The 21183-nt window shown below is 68.7% G+C and carries 19 protein-coding genes; 8 read left to right on the top strand and 11 right to left on the bottom strand.

Translation table 11 applies throughout. The features are described 5' to 3' along the window. The first annotated feature begins 56 nt into the window (after positions 1 to 56). Together AC1RVY_RS24110 and AC1RVY_RS24105 are read left to right on the top strand one after the other, a co-directional pair. Positions 57 to 1322, top strand: a complete 1266-nt coding sequence (locus AC1RVY_RS24110; protein WP_492245830.1) for a YeaH/YhbH family protein — start codon at positions 57 to 59, stop codon at positions 1320 to 1322. Beyond that, entirely contained in the window at positions 1319 to 2947 is a 1629-nt protein-coding gene (locus AC1RVY_RS24105; protein WP_218293656.1) for a SpoVR family protein, read from the top strand. The genes AC1RVY_RS24110 and AC1RVY_RS24105 overlap by 4 nt, the downstream gene beginning before the upstream one ends. 158 nt (positions 2948 to 3105) lie before the next feature. Here AC1RVY_RS24105 and AC1RVY_RS24100 read toward each other — a convergent pair whose 3' ends face one another. Both AC1RVY_RS24100 and AC1RVY_RS24095 read right to left on the bottom strand, forming a co-directional pair. Beyond that, positions 3106 to 3468, bottom strand: a complete 363-nt coding sequence (locus AC1RVY_RS24100; RefSeq protein WP_218341873.1) for a MerR family transcriptional regulator — start codon at positions 3466 to 3468, stop codon at positions 3106 to 3108. Then, on the bottom strand, positions 3455 to 4315 hold the full coding sequence (locus tag AC1RVY_RS24095) for an ornithine carbamoyltransferase (protein ID WP_492808609.1): 861 nt from the start codon (positions 4313 to 4315) through the stop codon (positions 3455 to 3457). Before AC1RVY_RS24095 ends, AC1RVY_RS24100 begins: the two co-directional genes overlap by 14 nt. 86 nt (positions 4316 to 4401) lie before the next feature. On the opposite strand from AC1RVY_RS24095, the gene AC1RVY_RS24090 reads away from it, so the two are divergent. Next, positions 4402 to 4893: a hypothetical protein gene (locus AC1RVY_RS24090; protein WP_492245828.1), complete on the top strand. Its 492-nt coding sequence runs from the start codon at positions 4402 to 4404 to the stop codon at positions 4891 to 4893. On the opposite strand, the gene AC1RVY_RS24085 is transcribed toward AC1RVY_RS24090, so the two are convergent. Next, positions 4859 to 6052 (bottom strand): MFS transporter, encoded by a 1194-nt coding sequence (locus tag AC1RVY_RS24085; protein ID WP_218294418.1) that lies wholly within the window; start codon positions 6050 to 6052, stop codon positions 4859 to 4861. The genes AC1RVY_RS24090 and AC1RVY_RS24085 overlap by 35 nt on opposite strands. 647 nt (positions 6053 to 6699) lie before the next feature. Between AC1RVY_RS24085 and AC1RVY_RS24080 the strand changes: the two genes are divergently transcribed. Further along, the gene (locus AC1RVY_RS24080; protein ID WP_218293660.1) at positions 6700 to 7065 is read left to right on the top strand and encodes an MliC family protein; all 366 of its coding nucleotides are present in this window, start codon (positions 6700 to 6702) and stop codon (positions 7063 to 7065) included. 345 nt (positions 7066 to 7410) lie between these two features. Here the strand turns inward: AC1RVY_RS24080 and AC1RVY_RS24075 are convergent, their stop codons facing one another. Next, positions 7411 to 7914: a hypothetical protein gene (locus AC1RVY_RS24075; protein WP_369641783.1), complete on the bottom strand. Its 504-nt coding sequence runs from the start codon at positions 7912 to 7914 to the stop codon at positions 7411 to 7413. Beyond that, positions 7898 to 8737 carry a DUF6502 family protein gene (locus tag AC1RVY_RS24070; protein WP_492808607.1) on the bottom strand — a complete coding sequence of 280 codons (840 nt, stop codon included), beginning with the start codon at positions 8735 to 8737 and terminating at the stop codon, positions 7898 to 7900. Before AC1RVY_RS24070 ends, AC1RVY_RS24075 begins: the two co-directional genes overlap by 17 nt. Before the next feature lie 170 nt (positions 8738 to 8907). Here AC1RVY_RS24070 and AC1RVY_RS24065 point away from each other — a divergent pair, with 170 nt between their 5' ends. Further along, on the top strand, positions 8908 to 10917 hold the full coding sequence (locus tag AC1RVY_RS24065; RefSeq protein WP_492808605.1) for a beta-propeller domain-containing protein: 2010 nt from the start codon (positions 8908 to 8910) through the stop codon (positions 10915 to 10917). A 193-nt stretch (positions 10918 to 11110) separates the two neighbouring features. On the opposite strand, the gene kynA is transcribed toward AC1RVY_RS24065, so the two are convergent. The 5 genes from kynA to AC1RVY_RS24040 all read right to left on the bottom strand — a co-directional run bounded on the left by kynA (position 11111) and on the right by AC1RVY_RS24040 (position 16426). Beyond that, positions 11111 to 12004, bottom strand: coding sequence for a tryptophan 2,3-dioxygenase (gene kynA, locus AC1RVY_RS24060; protein ID WP_218341868.1), 894 nt, complete (start codon positions 12002 to 12004; stop codon positions 11111 to 11113). Positions 12005 to 12022: 18 nt separating this feature from the next. Continuing rightward, on the bottom strand, positions 12023 to 13333 hold the full coding sequence (gene kynU, locus AC1RVY_RS24055) for a kynureninase (protein ID WP_492808603.1): 1311 nt from the start codon (positions 13331 to 13333) through the stop codon (positions 12023 to 12025). 92 nt (positions 13334 to 13425) lie between these two features. Continuing rightward, positions 13426 to 14085 carry an arylformamidase gene (kynB, locus tag AC1RVY_RS24050; RefSeq protein WP_218293666.1) on the bottom strand — a complete coding sequence of 220 codons (660 nt, stop codon included), beginning with the start codon at positions 14083 to 14085 and terminating at the stop codon, positions 13426 to 13428. Between the two features lie 257 nt (positions 14086 to 14342). After that, positions 14343 to 15773: a sensor histidine kinase gene (locus tag AC1RVY_RS24045; protein WP_218293667.1), complete on the bottom strand. Its 1431-nt coding sequence runs from the start codon at positions 15771 to 15773 to the stop codon at positions 14343 to 14345. Further along, positions 15770 to 16426, bottom strand: coding sequence for a response regulator (locus tag AC1RVY_RS24040; protein WP_218293668.1), 657 nt, complete (start codon positions 16424 to 16426; stop codon positions 15770 to 15772). The genes AC1RVY_RS24045 and AC1RVY_RS24040 overlap by 4 nt, the downstream gene beginning before the upstream one ends. 141 nt (positions 16427 to 16567) lie before the next feature. Here AC1RVY_RS24040 and AC1RVY_RS24035 point away from each other — a divergent pair, with 141 nt between their 5' ends. The 3 genes from AC1RVY_RS24035 to AC1RVY_RS24025 all read left to right on the top strand — a co-directional run bounded on the left by AC1RVY_RS24035 (position 16568) and on the right by AC1RVY_RS24025 (position 20355). Continuing rightward, positions 16568 to 17605: a GNAT family N-acetyltransferase gene (locus AC1RVY_RS24035; protein WP_492808600.1), complete on the top strand. Its 1038-nt coding sequence runs from the start codon at positions 16568 to 16570 to the stop codon at positions 17603 to 17605. 135 nt (positions 17606 to 17740) lie between these two features. Next, positions 17741 to 19957, top strand: a complete 2217-nt coding sequence (locus tag AC1RVY_RS24030; RefSeq protein ID WP_492808598.1) for a TonB-dependent receptor plug domain-containing protein — start codon at positions 17741 to 17743, stop codon at positions 19955 to 19957. 41 nt (positions 19958 to 19998) lie between these two features. Further along, complete coding sequence (locus tag AC1RVY_RS24025; RefSeq protein ID WP_492808596.1) at positions 19999 to 20355, top strand: hypothetical protein; 357 nt, start codon at positions 19999 to 20001, stop codon at positions 20353 to 20355. 59 nt (positions 20356 to 20414) lie between these two features. On the opposite strand, the gene AC1RVY_RS24020 is transcribed toward AC1RVY_RS24025, so the two are convergent. Beyond that, on the bottom strand, positions 20415 to 21095 hold the full coding sequence (locus tag AC1RVY_RS24020; RefSeq protein WP_492808594.1) for an HD domain-containing protein: 681 nt from the start codon (positions 21093 to 21095) through the stop codon (positions 20415 to 20417). Positions 21096 to 21183: the final 88 nt, after the last annotated feature.

Below are 21183 nucleotides of genomic sequence, written 5' to 3'. Positions count from 1 at the left end.
TCGGGGTTGCCAGCGCGTCCCGCCGGGGCGACTGTCCATGCATGGGAGCTAAGCAGATGGCATTGCAAATCATCGACCGCAGGCTCGCAGGCAAGAACAAGTCGGTCGGGAACCGCGAGCGCTTTGTCCGCCGCTTCAAGGAGCAGATCGCGGACAGCGTGCGCCGCGCTGTGTCCAGGCGCAGCATCCGCGACATCGAGCAGGCCGAGAGCGTCACCATCCCGCGCAAGGACATTGGCGAGCCCGTGTTCCACCATGGCCAGGGCGGCATCCACGACGTGGTGCACCCCGGCAATGCGGAGCATGTGCGCGGCGACCGCATCGCGCGGCCCAAGGGGGGCACCGGCAGCGGCTCGCAGGCCAGCGACAGCGGGGAGGGAGAGGACGACTTCACCTTCACGCTGACCAAGGAAGAGTTCATGCAGCTCTTCTTCGAAGACCTCGCGCTGCCGCGCCTGCTGCGCACGCACATCGGCGAGAACCCGAAATGGAAGTCGCGCCGCGCCGGCTACAGCCAGGACGGCATTCCCAACAACCTGGCGGTGCTGCGCACCATGCGCGGGGCGCTGGGGCGGCGCATCGCGCTGGGCAAGGCGCCACACCGCGAGCTTGTGGCGCTGCAGGCGCAGCTCGACGCGCTGCTGGCGCAGGATGACGGCACCAGCGAGGCGGTGGCCGAGCTGCAGCGCCGCATCGACACGCTCCGGCAGCGCATCGACCGGATTCCGTACCTCGACCCCATCGACCTGCGTTTTCGGGCCAGAGTGCAGGTGCCGGTGCCCAACAGCCAGGCGGTGATGTTCTGCCTGATGGACGTCTCGGGCTCCATGGACGAGGCCCGCAAGGACCTGGCCAAGCGCTTCTTCATCCTGCTGTACCTGTTCCTCACGCGGCACTACGAGACGATCGACATCGTCTTCATCCGCCACCACACCCAGGCCACCGAGGTGAGCGAGGAGCAGTTCTTCCACTCCACCGAGAGTGGTGGCACGGTGGTCAGCAGCGCGCTGGTGCTGCTCGACCAGATCATCCGCGCGCGCTACCCCGCTGGGGACTGGAACATCTACGCCGCCCAGGTCAGCGATGGCGACAACTTCACCAACGACAGCGGCAATTGCCGCAGCCTGCTGGTGGAGCGGATCCTCCCGCTGGTGCGCTACTTTGCCTATGTGCAGGTGGCCCAGGAAGAGCAGAACCTGTGGGACGAATACAGCCAGCTGCTGGCGCTCCATCCCCATTTCGCCATGCGCAAGGTCTCCGAGCCGGGCGACATCTATCCCGTGTTCCGCGACCTCTTCAAGAGCGAGGGGGTGCAGGTATGAACATGACCCAATACCCGGTGCTGGAGCGCCGCATCCGCGACAACCCCTGGAAGACGGCCCTCGTTGGCGAGCGCCGCCACCGCACCGTGCCCGAGCAGCTCCTGCCCGCCGGGGCGCGGCCCGCCCAGCCGCTGCCCGACCCGGGCGACTGGACGTTCGAGCTGATCGAGCGCTACCACGGCGCGATCGCCGCCACCGCCGAGCGCTTCGGCCTGGACACCTATCCCAACCAGCTGGAGGTCATCACCGCCGAGCAGATGATGGACGCCTACTCCAGCGTGGGCATGCCGGTGAACTACCGCCACTGGAGCTACGGCAAGGAGTTCCTGGCCACCGAGCGGCGCTACCGGCGCGGCCACATGGGGCTGGCGTACGAGATCGTCATCAACGCCAACCCCTGCATCAGCTACCTGATGGAGGAGAACACCACCGCCATGCAGGCGCTGGTGATCGCGCATGCGGCCTACGGGCACAACAGCTTCTTCAAGGGCAACTACCTGTTTCGCATGTGGACGGACGCCTCCTCCATCATCGACTACCTGGTGTATGCCAAGGACTACGTGGCCCAGTGCGAGGAGCGCTACGGCTTCGACGAGGTGGAGCGGCTTCTGGATTCGTGCCACGCGCTGGCCAACTTTGGCGTGGACCGCTACCGCCGTCCCTCCAAGAAGAACCTGGCACGCGAGCGCCTGGAGCGCGAGCAGCGCGAGGCCTACGCGCAGCAGCAGGTCAACGAGCTGTGGCGCACCCTGCCCACGCGGCCCGGCAAGGACGGCGCGGCGCAGGAGCACAACCGCTTTCCGAAGGAGCCGCAGGAGAACATCCTGTACTTCATCGAGAAGAACGCGCCGCTGCTGGAGCCCTGGCAGCGCGAGATCGTGCGCATCGTGCGCAAGATCGCGCAGTATTTCTACCCCCAGCGGCAGAGCCAGGTCATGAACGAGGGCTGGGCCACTTTCTGGCACTACACCCTGCTCACCACCCTGTACGACGAGGGCTACCTGAGCGACGGGGTGATGATCGAATGGCTGGGCTCGCACACCAACGTGATCTTCCAGCCCCCCGTGGGGCACCGCGCCTACAGCGGCATCAACCCCTACGCGCTGGGTTTTTCCATGTACCGCGACATCCAGCGCATCTGCCAGAACCCCACGGCCGAAGACCGGCGCTGGTTCCCCGACATCGCGGGCTCCCCGTGGCTGCCCACGCTCGACCATGCCATGCGCAACTTCAAGGACGAGAGCTTCATCGGCCAGTACCTGAGCCCGCACCTGATGCGCGAGATGCGGTTGTTCGCCCTGCACGACGATGCCAACGAGCGCGAGCTGGTGGTCAGCGAGATCCATGACGAGAACGGCTACCGCGGCCTGCGCCAGATGCTCTCGCAGCAATACGACCTGGGCACGCGCGAGCCCAACATCCAGGTGTGGAACGTGAACCTGCGCGGTGACCGCAGCCTGACCCTGCGCCATACCCAGTACCAGGGCCGCCCGCTGGGCGACGACACGCAGGAGGTGCTCAGGCACGTGGCGCGCCTGTGGGGTTTTGGCGTGCAGATCGAGAGCGTGGACGCCTACGGCAACCACCCGGTGCTGCTGCACACGGTGCCTGGGTCCATTGCGTGAGCGCGTTCCAGCCGCCGCTGCGGTGGCTGGAACGGCCCTGCCGTGCCGGTGGCGCCACTGCAATCACTGCCTTGGTGCTATCAATTCAATAGCTTGTAACGCTTTATGGATAAGCGCAAGAGCCTCTTTTTGCTGAAAGTTCTGAAGCGGAGCGGGCCTCAGCCAGCCTGCGCCGCGCGCAGCGGGCAGTCGGTGGCCACGCGTTCGGCCAGCGTCTGGCGCAACGCCTGCAGCGCGGCGATGCGCGTGTCGATCTCCTGCAGTTTGGTGGCCAGCACCTGCGCCAGCGCGGGCGCGGGGTCGGGCGTGTCCCAGATGCCGGGCAGCCGGTCGCCAATCTCCGCCAGCGTGAAGCCCAGCTGCTGCGCCATGCGGATGTACTGCACCAGCATCACCGCTTCGGGTGGGTAGTCGCGGTAGCCGTTGGCCAGCCTGCGCGAGCGGATCAGCCCTTGCTGCTCATAAAAGCGCAGCGCCTCGCGGCTCAGTCCCGAGGCGGCGGCGAGCTCACCGATCCGCATGGGCGTCCCCGGTGCCGGCCCTTTTTTCCGATGCCAGCACCCAGCGCAGGATGGCAGCCTGTACCGGCAGCAGCAGTTCCTTTTGTGCGTAGCCCACGAAGCCGGGGTAGGCCAGCGGGTCCACCGCCAGCTCGCGGCCCGGGGTGAAAGGCGGCGTGGGCAGCAGGGCGGGGTGGCCCATCGCGGCCAGATGCTCTTCGGTCAACGGCGCCAGGTCGGCCTGCGTGGTGGCGCCGGCCTCGGCGCTGGCGGGCCAGCTGTCGGTGACCACCACATCCACCGCGTCCGGCAGCGCGGACGGTTCCACGAATTGCACGTTCGGCAGCGCCTCGTGAAAGCGCCGGTCGCACACCTGCACCAGCCCGAACCCCATCACCCGTGCCAGTTCGTGCCATGAGCGGAACACGTTGGTGCTGGGCCCCCACAGGCACACGCGTGCTTCCCGCAGCGGCTTGATCCGGCTGTCGACGTAGTACGCGTCGGTCAGCACCTCGCAGGGGTGGCCCTGGGCCGACATCGCATTGATCACGGGCCGGCGCGACGCCGCCGCGAAGGCCGAGAGCCGGGGGTGGTCGGACTCGCGCACCACGTACAGCGCGTAGAACGGGTCCAGGTAGCCGGCCAGGTCCTCGGGCCGCTCCCCGGTCTTGAGCAGATGGGGAAGCTCGGTGAACGCCAGGCCCAGCTGCCGGAACGCCTGGATGAACGTGGTGCGCGTGCGGATGCCGTTGCCCTCGAACGACCACGCCACGGTGCCCGCCAACGCGGGGCCCGGCGCGCCGCCCGCGAGCGCCCAGATCTGGCGTATGTTGGCAGGCTGCAGGTCGGCCAGCTGAAGAAGGTCCATGCGGATGCCCCAAAAAAGTGCTTGACCCTGAAGCGTACTTCAGGCCTGAAGCTAGGGGCCTCTTTCACTTCGATGACCGCACCGCCATGGCCACTTTCGCTGCCACGTTCCCAGCCTTTTCCGAATCCCGCTACCTGCGCGTCGTGCGTGCCAGCGGCTGGTACGACCTGCTCGTGACCTGGCCGTTCGCGCTGCCCTGGACCTTTGCCTGGCTCTACGCGCAGCTGGGGCTTGTCGCCCAGGCGCTGGCCCTGCCAGGCACGCTGCACCCGCTTGATACCACCCACATGCTGCTGGCCAACCTCCTGGGGTCGGTGGTGGTCGTGTGGTCGGCGGCGCGCATCGCGGCGCCTTCGCTGCTGCTGGGGCGGCTCGATGGCGTGGCCCGTTTCCTGTTCGCGGCATGGCAGATCTATGCCGTGGCCCATGGGGCCAGCGCCATCGTGCTGGGCTTCACTGCGTTCGAGCTGCTGTTCGGCGTGCTCCAGTGGTGGCGCGTGGAGGGCGCGGGCCTGGCGGCCTGCCCGCCCGGCCGCGGCCGCGTCAATGCGCGGGAGCCGGTGCGGGCAGCAACCTGAAGGCGAGCACGCCCGCGGCCAGCATGCCGGCGATGGTGAGCATCACGGCCACGTACGGGTCCGCGCCCCGCGCGGCCGCCTGCGAGGCGGCCAGGCCCGTCACCCACTGCATCAGCGCCACGCCCAGGAACAGCGCCATGGTGAACACCGCCATGGCACGCCCCGTCATGGCCGCCGGGTAGGACGAGCGCACGTCCGCGTACTGCAGCACCATGTAGCCCGACAGCAGGCCCACGGCGATGGAGCCGCCCACGTCCAGCCACTCGGCGTGCAGGAAGCCGATGGCGGCGAACAGCCCGGCGAGCAGCACGGTAAAGCCCGCCAGCCAGCGCCTGCGCCGCGCGGGGCCCGGGTCCAGCCGGCCGAAATAGGCCGGGGTGAACAGCGACACCAGCGACGACAGCATGGCCACGTTGCCGCTGGCCACAAGCGAATAGCCGTGCCGCTCGATCAACAGCGGCCCCAGCCACAGCCCGCGCAGCGTGAGGAACGACGCATACGTCATCAGCGCCAGCAGCATGATCCCGGCCGTGTGCGGCAGCAGGAACAGGGCGCCGAAGCCGCGCACCGCATCACCCACCGACTCGCGCGGCTGCGGGGCCTGCGCGGCGTGAACGGGGTGGGTGGGTTCATGCACTCTCCAGAAGATCAGCAGCCAGGCCAGCGCGGCCAGGCCCGCCAGCACGGCGAAGCCCATGCGCCAGGACGACTGCTGCACCAGCCAGGCCAGCGGCGTGCCCGTGAACAGCATGCCCAGCCCGCCCACGCCCATGGCCACGCCCGACACCATCGCGAAGCGGCTGGCGGGGAAGTAGCGCGCGATGAACACCGTGCAGACCAGAAACGCGGGCGCGCAGCCCACGCCGATGAGCACCTGGCCCAGCAACACGCCGCCGTAGCTCGGGGCCAGCGCCGAGAGCAGCGAGCCCGCGATGGCGAGCGGAAACGCCACCAGCAGCGTGCGCCGCACGCCGTACAGGTCGATGCCGATGCCCATGAAGAGCTGCATGGTGCCGAAGGCGAAGGCAAACGCCCCCGCGAAGACCCCCAATGCCTCGGCCGAGAGGCCGAACTCCGCGCGCAGCCCGGTGGCCATGATGGCGGTGATGGTGCGAAACGCCTGGCTCAGCGCGAAGCCGGAGACCAGCGCGAGCAGCATGGCCCAGGCGGCGCGGGGCGCCAGAAGCGGGGAGGGCGTGGGGGAAGGGGGCGCCTGCACGGTGATGGATCTCCTGTAGTGCGCGGCGCCCCGGACTGCGGTTCAACCAGGCAAAGGGCGCGCTGCCCACCGAGGGTAACTGCACGGCGGCGCCCTGGCTGTCGCTGGCGGACAAGCCGGGCGGCTGCGAGGGCGCCGCGCGAAGGGGCGCCTAGGGTATGTCCCGACCCCCTGCCGGCGGCCAGCGCGGCGTGTCGGCCACCCCGCATCTTTGGCGAAATGTGCTCTCAATCGGGTGCTGCGCAGCGCATTGCGCCGCTGCATGGCTTCAATGGCACCCCGCGAAGGGGCTTTGGGGTCCGTCACGAGGGCGCCACAGGGGCGGGACAGACTTTAGAGGAGGCTCTCGATGTGGGGATCACCCCAATGACGGGCCAGGGGGCCTGAGGCACTCTTGTGGGCATGCCTTGCGCCGGTGTGGGTCATGGTTCTGAAGTCGCTGGTTTCGGTCTCTCGCAAGCAGGATGGCGCAGGCAGTGGGTGGTAGTGGCAAGGTTCGTGCTTATGGGGCCAGGGGGCCTCGAGCCGTTGGACGTTGGAAGTTGTCGGGTGGGCTGCAAGGTGCACCGCGACGTCAGGAGTGACCGATGAAGAAGATGGTTTTGCTGAGTTCAGGTGCGCTGGCGACCCTGATGCTGACGGGCTGTGCCAGCCAGCCGCCCGCCCTGCAGGCTTTCAGTGAGCCGGTGGACCGCAGCAGCATGCAGTTCGCGTGCGGTAACGGCGAAAAGGTGGAGATGCAGTTCTATCCCGAACAGGGCATGGGTGTGCTGCTGCGCAGTGGCTGGACGGTCGATCTGCCCAAACAGGTGGCCGAGACGGGGTACGCCTACAGCAATGGCCCGACGACCGTGCTGGGCAAGGGCAACGAGCTGACCATCCAGATCGGCCACCTGGCACCGATCTGGTGCCGCAGCAGCCGCCCCATGATGGTGGCCGGCAGCGCCCGGTAGCCTTCCTTTCCGCCCCGCTTTTTTCCTCGCCTTCTCCTTCAGGCGGGGCCGCGGGGCCGGTGGCATGGCGCACGCCGGCCATCCCTGCGGTGTGCTGCGTGGCGCCCGCTCCATGTTCGTGCCCAGGGCCTGTGCGACGCCGCGGGCAGGTGCCCCGCGCGCCAGGCTCCGTGCGGCCCGGGCAATCCCCTTCCCTTGAACCCCGTACTTCGCGTGGCTGCGGCCGAAGTCCAACTATCCGGCGCGCGTGCGTGCGGGCGGATGTGATGACGGAAGGCGGGCTGCGCCGGCCGTTCGCCCGGCCTGTGCCGCCATCCGCACCGCCCCCCGCCGCCCGCCCGGCCCCTAGCTGCCGGCGGTGCACGCCTCGGGCGAGGCGGCGGCCGGGCGCTGCTCCAGCGTCAGCGGCTCCACCAGGTGGTTGCCATGGGCGTCGCGCACCGTGGCGGCCACCTCCCGGCTGTTGTCAGCCCGCGTTTCGCTGAACTGCAGCCGCAGGACCGCGGGCACGGTGCCCGTCAGCGCCAGGCCATTGTCGAAACCCGTGGTCTCCAGGGTGCCTTCCAGCACGGCCAGGCCCTGGGCGTCGATCTCCCAGGGGCCGGTGTGGATGAAGCGCCGGCAGGTGACGGTCAGCTCGACCAGCTCATCCTCCAGCCGCAGATTGACCTGGCCGCAGGTGGGACAGGGCACGCCCGCCGAGAAACCCGAGCCCGAGAAGTTGAGCACCCCGCTGATGGGCCCCGTGCCGGTTCCGCCCGTGCCGGGGCCGCAGGCGGCCAGGGCCAGCAAGGTGGCCAGTGTGAGCAGTCTGGCCCCGCGGGCCAGGCGTTCAGGAAGGACGTTCATCTTTGTCTGCGGCATAGAAGTAGCTGCCAAAGCGGGCGCGCCGGTTGCGCTCGCCGGGCGGGGTGTTGTGCTGGTCGTGGTCGTAGCGGGCCTGGGCCTCGGTCATCACCGTCTTGAACGCCTGGCGCCATGCCCTGGCCGCCACCGCATGCAGGCGCTGGGCGGACTCCTCGCTGAGCTGGTCCACGAAGACGGCCTGCTCCAGGTAGTTGTGCCCGCCTTGCAGGTTCAGGCTGGCGGCGGCCAGGTGGTCGTGCAGGTTGTCCTGCATCAGCCGCGCCATTTCCGCGAAGCCCTGGCGCGGCACGAAGCCCGCCGCCAGCAGCCGGACCTGCCCGTCCCCGCTTTCCTCGGCCATGCCCAGCCGCACCAGCTCGTCGAGCACGGCACGGGGCCGCACGTCGCTGCTGATGCCGGCCACCAGCGCATCGAAGTGGGGCGCATCGCCATTGCTGCTGCTGCTGCGGGGTAGCGCGCGGGGCTGGCCTTCGTCGTCCAGGCAATCGGCCTGGCTCAGCCAGCGCGCCGCGACCTGGCTGGCCATGCTGAGGGGGGTCTCGGCGGGCCCGTCCTCGGCTGCGGGCTCGGCCAGGCGGCCCAGGTTGCGCACGTCGCGCCGGTGCACGCCGGACATCAGGCTCAGGGCGCTGTCGGTGGCCTTCTTGCCCGTGCCCTGCAGTTCGTCCTGGGCGGCCTCCAGGAACACCTTCTTCATGGCCGCCGCGAAGGCCGGGTAGGCCACGCCATTGCGCAGCAGCAACCGCGCCAGAGGGCGCAGCACATGCAGGGCGGAAGCCAGGACGATGGCGGAGCGGGAAGGCATGCGGGTGTGGGCGCGGGGCGTGTCAGGGGCGGGTGGCCATTGTCATACGGTTGACCGATGGAAATTTTGTGGGATATTATCCCACTTATCCAAATCGAGGCCGGTGGCGAAGGCGCCCGGGGCCCAGATCCATCCACAGGGAGAAAAATCGAATGGCATACCGAGGGTTGATGAAGAAGGTCGCGGGCGTGCCGCCCGCCTGGCTGGCCGTGGCAACGGCCGCATTCGTGTCCGGGTGCGGCGGGGGCAGCGGGGATGGCGGCGGGCCGCTCACGCCCAACGAGGCGCGGCTGCAGGTCACGCGCTCTGGCGATCTGGTGGCGTACTTCAAGGCCAAGATCGCCCAGCGGGCCGCGCTGGGCTACAGCGGCACGGCCATCACCGTGCCCACCGTGGGGGCGCTGAGCGCCGCGGGCAGCGTGGTCGCCAACACGGGCGTGCCGCTGGCCGGGCCTGCGGTGGAGGAAGACGGCCTCATCAAGGCCGAGGGCGGCATGCTCTACGGCCTGCACCGGGCCTACGCCACGGACGCGGGCCGCGAACCTCCGCGTTTCTCGGCCCTGGCCCGCGCGGCCGATGGCAGCCTGAGCAACGTGGGCCGCGTCACGCTGGACGCGAAGTTCATCCCCTATGGCCTGTACGTGGCGGGCGGCGGCACGCGTGCCGCCGTGTTGTCCCAGCAGGACCCGTATGCCGATCGGCAGCCCATCGTGGCGGCGGACGCGGGCATCACCGTGATGCCCGAATACAGCCGCATGCTGTCGCTGGACCTGTTCTCGGTCGGCAAGGACGCGGCCCCGATGCAGCTCAAGCAGATGCGCATCGACGGGCTGCTGGTGGGCAGCCGCCTGATTGGCAACACGCTGTACCTGGTCACCACCTGGTCGCCCGACCTTCTGCGCTTCAACGTGCCTGCCGGGGCTTCGGCATCGGCCGTGGAGGCCGCGCTCAAGGACCTGAACACCGCCGCGCTGATTCCGACCCTGCGCGTGGACGGCGGCCAGCCCCAGCCGCTGGTGAACGAAGCCGACTGCCTGGTGCAGACGGGCAATGCCTCGCTGTCGCTGCAGCTCACTTCCATCACGGCCATCGACCTGGTGTCATCGAACCTGGCGCGCACGAGCCGGTGCTTCGCGGGGGGCAGCGAGGCGGTGCACCTGGGCGCGCGCAGCGTGTACGTGGCCAGCTCGCGCCAGTACCGCTATGGCGGCGACGTGATCAACACCGTGTTCCCGGCGGGCAGCCGCACCGACATCCACAAGTTCACCTTCCGGGGCGCGCAGGTGGACTATGACGCATCGGGCAGCGTGGACGGCCACCTGGGCTGGGACCTGCGCCGCATGCCGTCGCGCCTGAACGAGCACCAGAACGACCTGCGCGTGCTGACCTTCACGGGCGCGGCGGGCCAAAGCGGCATGCCGCCGGTGACCATCCAGGCGCAGCAGGCCTCGCCCGCGCTGCTGACGGTGCTGCGCGACAGCGGCAGCGACAGCCGCCTGAGCGTGCAGGCCAAGCTGGCCCTCAAGCCGCGCACGGCACGCGGCGACCAGCAGGTGGACACCGTGTTCTTCGCGGGCCCACGGGCCTATGCCACCACCTTCGCCGCGGCCGAGCCCGTGTGGGTGCTCGACCTGGCCAGCCCGGCGAACCCCACGGTGGCGGGCGAGCTGGCGGCTGGCGGCCATGCGGACCACCTGGTCCCGCTGCCCGGCGGGCTGCTGCTGGGCGTGGGCAAGGACAGCACGCTCGGCGGCACGGCCGAGGGCATCCAGCTTGCGCTGTTTGACGTGCGCAACCCGGCGCAGGGCCGGCGGCTGGCGGCCGGGAAGCTGGGTGGCCGTGGCAGCATCACCACGCTCGACAGCACGCGCCCCGTGCTCGACGTGCAGGCCCTGGACACCCGGGTGCGCCTGGCGTTTCCCGCCCGGGTCTACCAGGCCCCGACGGCCGCCGGCACATCGCCTGCGCTGCGGGGCTACCAGGGGGCCGCACGGCTGGAAGTGAACACCAGCGCCGGCACGCTGGCGCTGCGCTCCATGGCCGTCTCCACGCCCATCCTGAACGGCGACACGCCCGAGCTCCACCAGCGTTTCGACATCACCAGCGAGCGCAGCCTGCAGGTGGACAACGCCGCCTACCAGCTCTCGGGCGGGCAGGTGTTCACCAAGGTGGGGGACTGAAGGCGGCGCCAGGATGAACGTCCCGGCGCGGCCAGTGGCGGGCTGGACGGGGACGCGTGCTCAAGGGAGAAAAAACTACAAAAATAATAGCTGCCAGCGCTTGTGTGGAAAGCGCTGCCGGCATCTCGAAGGCCTGTCCGCCAGGGGGCGGCAGGCTTCTTTTTTGCGTGCTGGCAGGCCCGTGCCCCGCTGCTCAGAGGTCCGTGCGCAGCTTCCAGATCTCGGGGAACAGCACCACGTCCAGCATCTTGCGCAGGTAGCTCACGCCGCCGGTGCCGCCCGTGCCGCGCTTGAAGCCGATCACGCGCTCCACGGTGGTCACGTGCCGGAAGCGCCACAGGCGGAATGCGTCTTCCAGGTCGGTGAGTTCCTCGCCCAGCTGGTACAGGTCCCAGTGCTCCTTGGGGTTGCGGTACACCACCAGCCAGGCCTGCTCCACGCCGTCGCTTTCCGCGTAGGGCTGGGTCCAGTCGCGCTCCAGGTGGCTGGCGGGCACGGGGATGCCGCGGCGCGCCAGCAGGCGCAGGGCTTCGTCGTACAGCGAGGGCGCCTCGTACGCGGCCTGCACCTGGGCCAGCAGGTCGGCACGGTGCTCGTGGGGCTTGAGCATGGCGCGGTTCTTGTTGCCCAGGGCGAACTCGATGCTGCGGTACTGGTAGCTCTGAAAGCCGCTGGACTGGCCCAGGTACGGGCGCATGGCGGTGTATTCGGGCGGTGTCATGGTGGCCAGCACGTCCCAGGCGTGCACCAGCTGCTCCATGATCTTGGAGACGCGCGCCAGCATCTTGAAGGCCATCTGCAACTCGTCGTTGGCGATGTGCGTTATGGCCGCGCGCAGCTCGTGCAGCATGAGCTTCATCCACAGCTCGCTGGTCTGGTGCTGCACGATGAACAGCATCTCGTCGTGCGCGGGCGAGAGCGGCTTTTGCGCGGTGAGGATGGCATCGAGCTGCAGGTAGTCGCCGTAGCTCATCGACTGGCTGAAGTCGAGCTGGGCGCGTTCCTCGTGCACGATGGACTCGGGCAGGGGCGTGGCGGACGCTGCGCCGGCAGCGCCTTGCGACGGGGTTTGCGAGAAGGGGCACATGGTCAATCTCCTTCCCGGTCAGGTCACGGCGTGCGTCTGGTTGAACTCGGGCTTTTGCCAGTCGCCGCTCTCCAGCACCTGGCGCAGGTGCTCCACGGCATTCCACACGTCTTCAAAGCCCAGGTACAGCGGCGTGAAGCCAAAGCGCAGGATGTCCTTGTGCGGGCCCTGGCCGCCGTCCCCCTTGCGGAAGTCGCCGATCACGCCGCGCGCGATCAGCGCCTGCACGATGGCATAGGCGCCGCTGCCCTGGCCGTTGACGCCGGCGCCTTCGTCGCGCGTCAGGCACACCTGCGAGCCGCGCCGGGCATGGTCGCGCGGCGTGGCCAGGCCCAGGCCGTGGCCCGCGCAGCGTTCTTCCACGAGCTGTATGAACAGGTCGGTGAGTGCCAGCGACTTGGTGCGCAGCGCGGCCATGCCGCCCAGCGCCTGCGCGACCGTGAACACGTCCAGCCCGCACTGCAGCGCCGACAGGCTGATGATGGGCTGCGTGCCGCACAGGTAGCGCGTGATGCCTGGTGCGGGTTTGTAGTCGGGGGTGAAGGCAAACGGAGCCGCGTGGCCCCACCAGCCCGACAGCGGCTGCCAGAAGCGGTCGGCGTGGCGCGGGTGCACCCACACGAAGGCCGGTGCGCCGGGGCCGCCATTCAGGTACTTGTAGCCGCATCCGATGGAAAAATCTGCACCCGCGCCGTTCAGATCGACGGGCACCGCGCCTGCGCTGTGCGCCAGGTCCCACACGCACAGGATGCCCTGGGCATGCGCTGCGGCGGTGAGGGCGGCCATGTCGTGCATGGCGCCGGTGCGGTAGTTCACGTGGGTGAGCATCAGCACGGCTACGTCGGGGGCCAGCGCGGCGGCGATCTCCTCGGGCTCCACCAGCACCAGCTCCAGACCGCGCTCCTTGCACAGGCCCTCGGCGATGTACAGGTCGGTGGGGAAGTTGCTGCGCTCGCTCACGACGCGCTTGCGCGCCGGGCCGTCCTCGCGGGCGATGTTCAGCGCCGCGCTCAGCACCTTGTACAGGTTGATCGAGGTGCTGTCGGTGCACACCACTTCGTTCGGGCCCGCGCCGATCAGCGGGGCCAGCTGGTTGCCCAGGCGCTGGGGCAGATCGAACCAGCTCGCGGTGTTCCAGGATTTGATGAGGTCCGTGCCCCACTCGCGCGTCACCACATCGGCCACGCGCGCTGCCGCGGCCTTGGGGGCCACGCCCAGCGAGTTGCCGTCCAGGTAGACCACGCCCGGGGGCAGGGTGAAGTGCCCGCGCAGCGGGGCGAGGGGGTCTTGCGCATCGAGGGCGCGGCAGTCTTGTGCGGTGAGGGTCATGGTGGCAGGTGGATGGTTTGCTTCTGTTTTGATAGCTATTGGCGCTTGTCCATCAAGCGGTGGTGGCCAAAAAGGCTTGAAAATGCGGTGGTTCAGGCCAGCCGCCGCAGCACGGCGCGCACCGGCGATGCGTCGGCGGTGGCGAGCCTGAGAGGCAGGGCGATGAGCTCGTAGTCGCCTTCGGGCACCTCGTCGAGCACCAGGTTTTCGAGCACGCGCAGGCCGCGGTGGCGGATGACCTGGTGGCTGTCGAGCGTCTTGCTGTCCGCCGGGTCGATGCTGGCGGTGTCGATGCCCACCAGCAGCACGCCCAGGTCGGCCAGGCGCTCGATGGTGCCGGGGGCATAGGCCGCCAGCGCGCCATCCCAGCGGTCCACCGGCATGTGTTCGTAGGTGCGCACCAGCACCCGCTGGGGCAGGGTGGCGTCCACCGCGTGCGTGATGTGGTCCCAGGTGATGAGCGGCCCGCGCGCGATGGCGTGGATCACGCGGCAGGGGCCCAGGAAGGCGTCGAGCGGCACGTCGCCGATGCTGGCGCCATGCTCGTCGTAGTGCAGGGGCGCATCGGCATGCGCGCCCACGTGGGGCGACAGCGTGATGGCGCTCACGTTCACCGGGCAGCCGGGCCCGATGGCGGCGCACCACTGCTGGCTGTAGGCCGTATCGCCCGGGAACACGGGGCTGCCCGCGTGCACGGGCGGCGAAATGTCCCAGAGCCTGCGGGCTGTGGAAGAAGAGGGGCTGGTTGGCATGGGACAAAGTTTGCATGTCCCGCAAAAACCATGGTGTCGGTTATTTCCAACACCTTTCGCATTTTGTTGAAGCCTAAACGATCTGCGTGGCAGGCCTGGAAGATCGGCCCTGCCCCCGCGGCGGCAGCCCGTGCCGCGTGCGCGCCCGGTGGCTGGCGCGGTCTCTGGCCTGGAACCCCCCGGCAGGGGGACGGGCGCCCTGCGCAGATGCCGCAGGCGGCCGGATGCGCCTGGCGGGGCGGCCCAGGAAGGGCCTGTCAGGCAGCGCGCGGGAGGGGAATGCCGACGAAAAAGCCCACGCCCCGGCCATTCAGGCCGTCCCCCAGCTGCACCTGCCCGCCCATGCGCAGCACGGCCTGCCGCACGATGGCCAGGCCCAGCCCCGAGCCGTTGGCGGCATGCCCCAGGCCCCGGTAGAAACGCTCGAACACCCGGCTGCGCTCGGCGGCGGGAATGCCCGGCCCGTCGTCCTGCACCGCCAGGTGGAGCTCGCCGGCTTCCTCGCGCAGGGTGAGCGACACGCTACCGCCCGACTCGGCATAGCGCACGGCGTTGTCGATGAGGTTGTGCGCGATGGATTCGAAGGCGGGCAGGTCGAGCCGCGCGGGCAGGCTGTCGGGAGCGTCCAGCGACAGCTCGATCTGCCGCGCCATCGCCTGCGGCGCGGCCTGTGCGAGCGCGGCGCGCAGCCACTGCGCCACGTCCAGGTCGCGCGGTGCGGGGCGCTGCGCCTCGTCGAGCGCGGCCAGGTCCAGCAGCTGCTGCGCCAGGTGCGAGGTGCGGGCAATGGCCTGCTCCAGGTGCGCCTGGGCCTGCGTGCGTTCGTCCTCGCTCTGCGAGCGCGCCATCACATGGGCCTGCGCCGTGATCACGGCCAGCGGCGTGCGGATCTCGTGCGCGGCATCCTGCACGAAGGCCCGCTCGCGCTCGACCTTCTGGCGCAGCTGGGCGAAGAGGTGGTCCAGCGACTGTTCCAGCGGCTTGAGCTCGCGGTGCCGCGCGTTGAAGCCCACGGGCTTCAGGTCGTCGGTGTTGCGCTGTGCGATGCGCCGGGCGAGTTGCTGCAGGGGGCGCAGGCCATTGCGCACCGACAGCCAGACGGGCAGCAGCACGAAGGGCGAGGCCAGCAGCAGGTAGGGCACCAGCGCACGGCCGTTGTACTGCAGGAAGTTGGAGTCCGTGCGTTTGGGCTCGATCACCCGCAAGGCCCAGCGCGCGTTGTGGCCCGTGTAGATGCGGTAGACGGTGCCGCCCAGACGGGCCTCCGTGATCACGCCCACCGCTTCTGGCGTGGCGGGCGGCGGCGTCAACGGTTGCAGTCCGGGCGATGCGAATACCGGCTGGCCGGTGGCGGCGTCTTTCAGTTCATGCAGCAATGTGCCGGGCAGCAGGCCGATCTGGCGGCGGCGGATGTTGGTCCAGTGGTCGGTCGAGGCCAGAGCGGCGGAGGCTTGCGAACGGTCCGTGAGGTGGGCCAGTGAGTCCAGCACCGCGTCGCCATACTTCTGCAGGCCCGGGTCATAGGTGATGGCCTGCTTGTAGTTGACGTAGTTGTAGCCGAGCAGGACAACCCACACCAGGACGAAGGCCACCATGACCGAGATCACGCTGCGGCGCACCAGCGTGGGCTCCGCCAGCCTGGTCCAGGCGGTGTGCAGCTTGCGGGGAAGGGAGACGGGGCGGGTCATGCCTGCAGCAGATAGCCCACCCCGCGCACGGTGCGGATCAGCTCCGGCCCGATCTTGCGGCGCAGGTTGGACACGTGCACTTCGATGGCGCCGAAATCCACGGGTTCGCCCAGCGGGTCCAGCCGCTGGGCGAGCACGCCCTTGGGCACCACGGCGCCGGGCTCGCGCGCCAGCTCCAGCAGCAGCTGGAACTCGCGCGGCGACAGATCCAGCGGCTCGCCGCCGCGCCGCGCCTGGTGGCGCCGGGGCTCGACCACCAGCTCGCCCAGCACCCACCGCTCGCTGGCCTGCCGCGCGCTGCGGCGCAGCACCGCACGGATGCGCGACATCAGCTCGGCCGTGGCGAAGGGCTTGATCACGAAGTCGTCCGCGCCGCCGTCCAGCCCCGCCAGCCGGTCCTCGACCGCCGAGCGCGCGGTGATCACGATGATGGGCACCTGCTGGCCCTGCGCGCGCCAGCGGGCGAGCAGGTCGAACCCGCTGCCGTCGGGCAGGGTCAGGTCCAGCAGCACGCAGTCGATGGTGTTTGCGTCCACCGTGGCCGGCGCATCCACGGCGCGGCGCAGCCATTCGCTGGTCAGGCCCTCCACCTTCAGCGCGGACTGCAGCGCGCGGCCCAGGTCGAGGTCGTCTTCGATGAGCAGGATGTGCATGGCGAGATTGTGGCGGGTGCCGTGCCTGCTGGGCGGAGCCAGAAGGTCCGCCTTTGGCTGACGTTAAGGCAGCGGTTTGCACAATGGCAGCGCGCGCAGCGCAACATGGCTTGCTCACCGACGTTTGAGAGAGAAGAATGAATGAAAGAAGCTGGGGAGGATGCCCTTGTGGGTGAGGACAAATCGATGATGGGGCTATCGGCACCTTCACGGCTGGTGCTGCGGCCCTTTCGCGGCCCATCGGACTTCCCGGGCATGGCCGAGGTAGCCAACGCCAGCTTTGATGCCGACGGGGTGCTCGCACGGCGTGCACCCGAAGACCTGGCGCGCGACTACGCCGCGTTCACCCAGTGCGATCCGTATCAGGACGCGGTGATGGCCGAGCTGGACGGTGAACTGGTGGGCTATGGCCGTTGCTGGCGATTCACGCAGGCCGACGGGTTGACGCTTCACTCGCAAATTGGCTTTGTGCCAGGGCGTTGGCGCGGACGCGGCATTGGCCGTCTGCTGCAGGGCTGGATCGAGCAGCGGCACCACACCGTGGCAGCGCAGCAGCCGGGCGGCCCGCATGTGCACCATGCGTATGTGCAACAAGGTGAAGATGCGCGCGCCAGGCTGCTGCAGGCCAGCGGCTATGCGCCTATGCGGTATTTCTTCGAAATGCTGCAGACGCAGCTGCATGCTGTGCCCGACTTTCCCATGCCCGAAGGGCTGGAACTGCGGCCCGTGTTGCCCGAGCACTACCTCACCATCTGGGATGCGCACCACACCGCGTTTGAGGACCATTGGGGGATGGCGCCGCCCACGCCTCAGGACTACGACGCGTGGCTGGACAGCAGAGTTTTCCGGCCCGCACGCTGGCAGGTGGCATGGGACGGCGATGAGATCGCAGGCCAGGTCCGCACGTACATCAACGAGGACGAAAACCGCCATCTGTCCAGGCGACGGGGCTACACCGAGTTCATCAGTGTGGGTCGCCGCTGGCGTGGCCGTGGCCTTGCCAGAGCGCTGATTGCCCGCAGCCTGCGCCTGCTGGCGCAGGAGGGCATGTCGGAGTCGGCGTTGGTGGTGGACGGCGAAAACCTGACGGGCGCCAACCGGGTGTATGAGGACTGCGGGTTCCACACGGTCAAGCGCCACACGATCTACCGAAAACCGCTAGTGGTACCCGAGGTATAGGCGCAACGTGCGCTGGCGCCGCAATTTGCCTGTCGCAGGGATACAGCAGTTCCGCGACGCCATGGGGCAGAACGTGCTGGTCTTAGGCTGCGCTTAAGCCTTGTCCCCGGACAATCCTTGGCAGAGAGGATGTCTATGAGAAAAAAACATACCCACCGCGTCGTTGTCTGGGCGGCGTGCCTGGCAGGTGGCGCCGCATGGGCCCAAGGGTCGCCCGATGGAACGGGGGCCGGGGCATCAACGCCGCAGCTCGATGGCGTCACGGTGACCGCGCGCCGCTCGCTGGAGCAGCGTTTTTTTGCCGCCGGTTCGCTGGTCGTGGTGGACCGCGCCGACATTGAGCAAATGGGTGCGTTCTCGGTGGCCGACGTGCTGCGCCAGTTGCCGGGTGTGCAGGTAGTGCCATCTGCCGATGGCAGCGTCGAGATCCGCATGCGCGGCATGGAGCGCGGCGCCACGCAGTTGCTGATCGACGGCCAGCGCGTGGGTGGCAAGCGCACGCAGCTGCCCATTGACCAGCTGCCGCCCGAACTGATCGAACGCATTGAGGTGGTGCGCGCGCCCAGCGCAGAGTTTTCGGGCGCCACGGGCGGCACGCTCAACATCGTGTTGCGACAGGCCACTGTGAAGCGCGAGACGGTGCTGCGCCTCACCGACAACCACGTGTGGGGACGCAATGCGGGCCAGGCATTCTTTTCGCGCACGGGGCCTTTGGGCGGCGCTGTGAAGCCTGCCAAGGGTGCCCAAGGCTCCGATGGCGCCGAGGAGGTGCTCGAGGCGGAGAACAGGGAGCCGTGGTCCTACTTCGTCGCGGCCTCTGCGACGGGTTTGTTGCTGGGCTCGGACACCCACCGCAGCACGCAGGTCGGCGGTGCGGAGGTCGCACAGTCCGATACCAGTGCCCGCTACAAGCGCACCGACTACGCACTGGTGCCGCGTGCCAGCGGAAAGATCGGTGCTGCGGATCAGCTGACGCTGCGTGCCACGCTCAGCAAGGCCGATTTTGGTGGTACAGCGGACAGCGTGGGCAGCGGCGATGGTACGTATGCGGCGCGTTCGCAGGAAGCGCACAACTACGACCGGCGCTATCTGCAGGCCGCAGCCGACTGGACGCACCGCTTTGCGGCCAGCAAGCTCGAAACGACGTTGTCAGCGAGCCGTGCCAGCGACACCGTGGACCGCAGGGGCGACTTGCTGCGCAACATCGGCGTTGGCGGTGCTGCAGTCACGGACAGCTATAGCTTTGTGGACGACCGGCGTGAAGACGTCTGGAACCTCAGCACCAAGCTCACGGGTACGGCCGCCGCACTGCTGTGGAGCGCCGGGGCGCAGCTGGAAGACCGCAAACTTTTTGTCAACACGACGGCGAGTGGCGATCTGCCGGTGAACTCGGGTCTGGATGCCGGCATCCGCCGGTGGGTGGTTTGGGGGCAAAACGAATGGGAGCTGCCCGCGACCACCACGCTCACGCTGGGCCTGCGCGGCGAGCGCGTGGAACTGAGCGGTGGAAGCTCTGCAGTGACGGGCAGCAAGCAGTGGAGCATCCTGCAGCCATCACTGCATACACGCACGCCCTTGTCCGAGGACCTGCAGTGGCGCGTGAATCTCGCGCGCGTCACCCAGTTGCCGCGCGTGTGGGATCTGGTGGACCGCGCCATCCCCAGCCAGGGCAGCAACAGCCTGAACAATCCTGACACCATTGGCAATCCGAACTTGCGTCCCCAGGTGGCCTGGACACTGGACACCGGTTTTGAGCGGCGTCTTGCCACGGGCCACGCGGGCGTGAACCTGTTCGTGCGCCGGATGAGCGACGTTCTGGCGCCCACACTGCAGTTGATCGGTGCACGCTGGGTGGAGCAACGTGGGAATGTGGGAGACGCCATCGTGTGGGGCCTGGAGGCCGATGCCCGCACGGGGTTGGGCTGGGTGGGCCTGGGGAGCGAATGGACGCTGTCGGCCAATGCCAGTGCGCTGCAGTCACGCATGACCAGCGGGCCCAACGAAGGACGGCGCATTCCTGGGCAGGCACGCTATGTGGCCACGCTGACAGCGGCAAAACCCATGCCGCGCAATGGCGGCTGGTATGGCGGAGCCACGCTGTCGATGACGGGGCCGGCCGACCAGGACATCAACGGGACGTTGACCGGGAAGAATCGCGCAAGCGCCATGCTGGATCTGTATGTGGGTCAGCTGGTACGCGGGCTGGGTTACTGGCGGTTGGGGGTCTACAACGTGGGTGATGCCCATTTCCGCCGGGATCGCGTCGACGCATCGGGCGTTGTACCGGTTGTGAGCACCAGCAGCATGCAGTGGACACCGCGCGCATACCTCACCGTGGGGACGCAGTTTTGAAGGCTGCAGGACGCCTGGGCTGGAGGCCATGGGCTCGGTGCGTGGTCTTCATTGCATGGTCATCGCTGGCCTCTTTGGTTTTGCCGGCGGGCGCAACCCCGATGGCACCTGCGACAGCACCCGGAGCAAGCGCTCCCACTGAACCGGTGTTCACCCGGGCGCGCCTGGTTTCGGTTCAGCAAGAAGATGGAAATCGGCTGTATGTGCGCCTGAAGCTGCTGCCAAGCACGAAGCTCCCTTTCACGACGCAGAGGTTCAAGGTGAGCGATCGGGCGCTGCTGACTGGTATCCTGGAGGGCTCATGGGTCAAGTTCACGGCGCGCCACATGGACGGCGAGAACACCCTGACCTCGATCCAGTTGACCCCGGAGTGCAAGCGCTTTCAGCCCTGCGACTAACGCGCGGAGCGTGAATGTGGGGGGTGGCGGGTGCGAGGTCTGTGCCGTCGCTGCACCCCTCAGGCGTACAGACGGCCGTCCTTCAAGGCGTGCAGCGCATGGGCCAGGTTGCTGCGGGCCTGCACCTCATAGCGTGTCTGGAACCATTCGGTGCCGTAAATGCGCGGCCGCTCCAGAAACCCCTGTAGCACCGCGCTGCGCCCCGCTGCATACCGTGGCCAGCGCACGAAGAAGTACTCACGCCGCACGTTGCGCTCGAACTGGCGGTACACCGCATCGCTCTGGCCGAGGATGGCCAGGTCGATGTCGACAACCCATTGCGCATCACCGGCCAGCGCGCCGGGGTTGTGGCGGGTGTCGAGGATGTGCTGGTGCACGCGCAGGACCATGGGCTCGGGCAGGTTCTGGCTGCGCAGGAAGCACATGGCCCCGTCGGCACTGCGCTCCTCGTTGTGCTTGCTCCACGGCCAATAGATCGCGTCATGGAACCACAGGGCGAGGGCGGTGGCATGGGGGTCTTGCAGGGCACCGGGCTGCTGATCCTGCACCGTTTGCAGGTGCCGCAGGCAGGCCCACAGATGGGTGGTGTCGTGGTACGCGCGGGGCCAGTGGGCCCAGCCCAGGATGAGGCGTCGGCCCTTGGCGCGCCAGGCGGGGGTGTCGCGGCCCAGCGACTGGCCCAGCGCGTTCCAGTGCGCCTGCAGTTCGGCGCAATGGACGGGCTGGCGGCGCCAGGGCATGGTGGAGAAGTGGATCAGGCCACGCGGCCGAGCAAAAGGTACTCCATGAGTGCCTTTTGCACGTGCATCCTGTTGTGGCTTCGGCGCG

Source organism: Acidovorax sp. GW821-FHT11A03 (assembly GCF_058809075.1).
The sequence above is the reverse complement of the archived record's forward strand: the minus strand, read 5'-3'. Positions and strand labels throughout refer to the sequence as shown.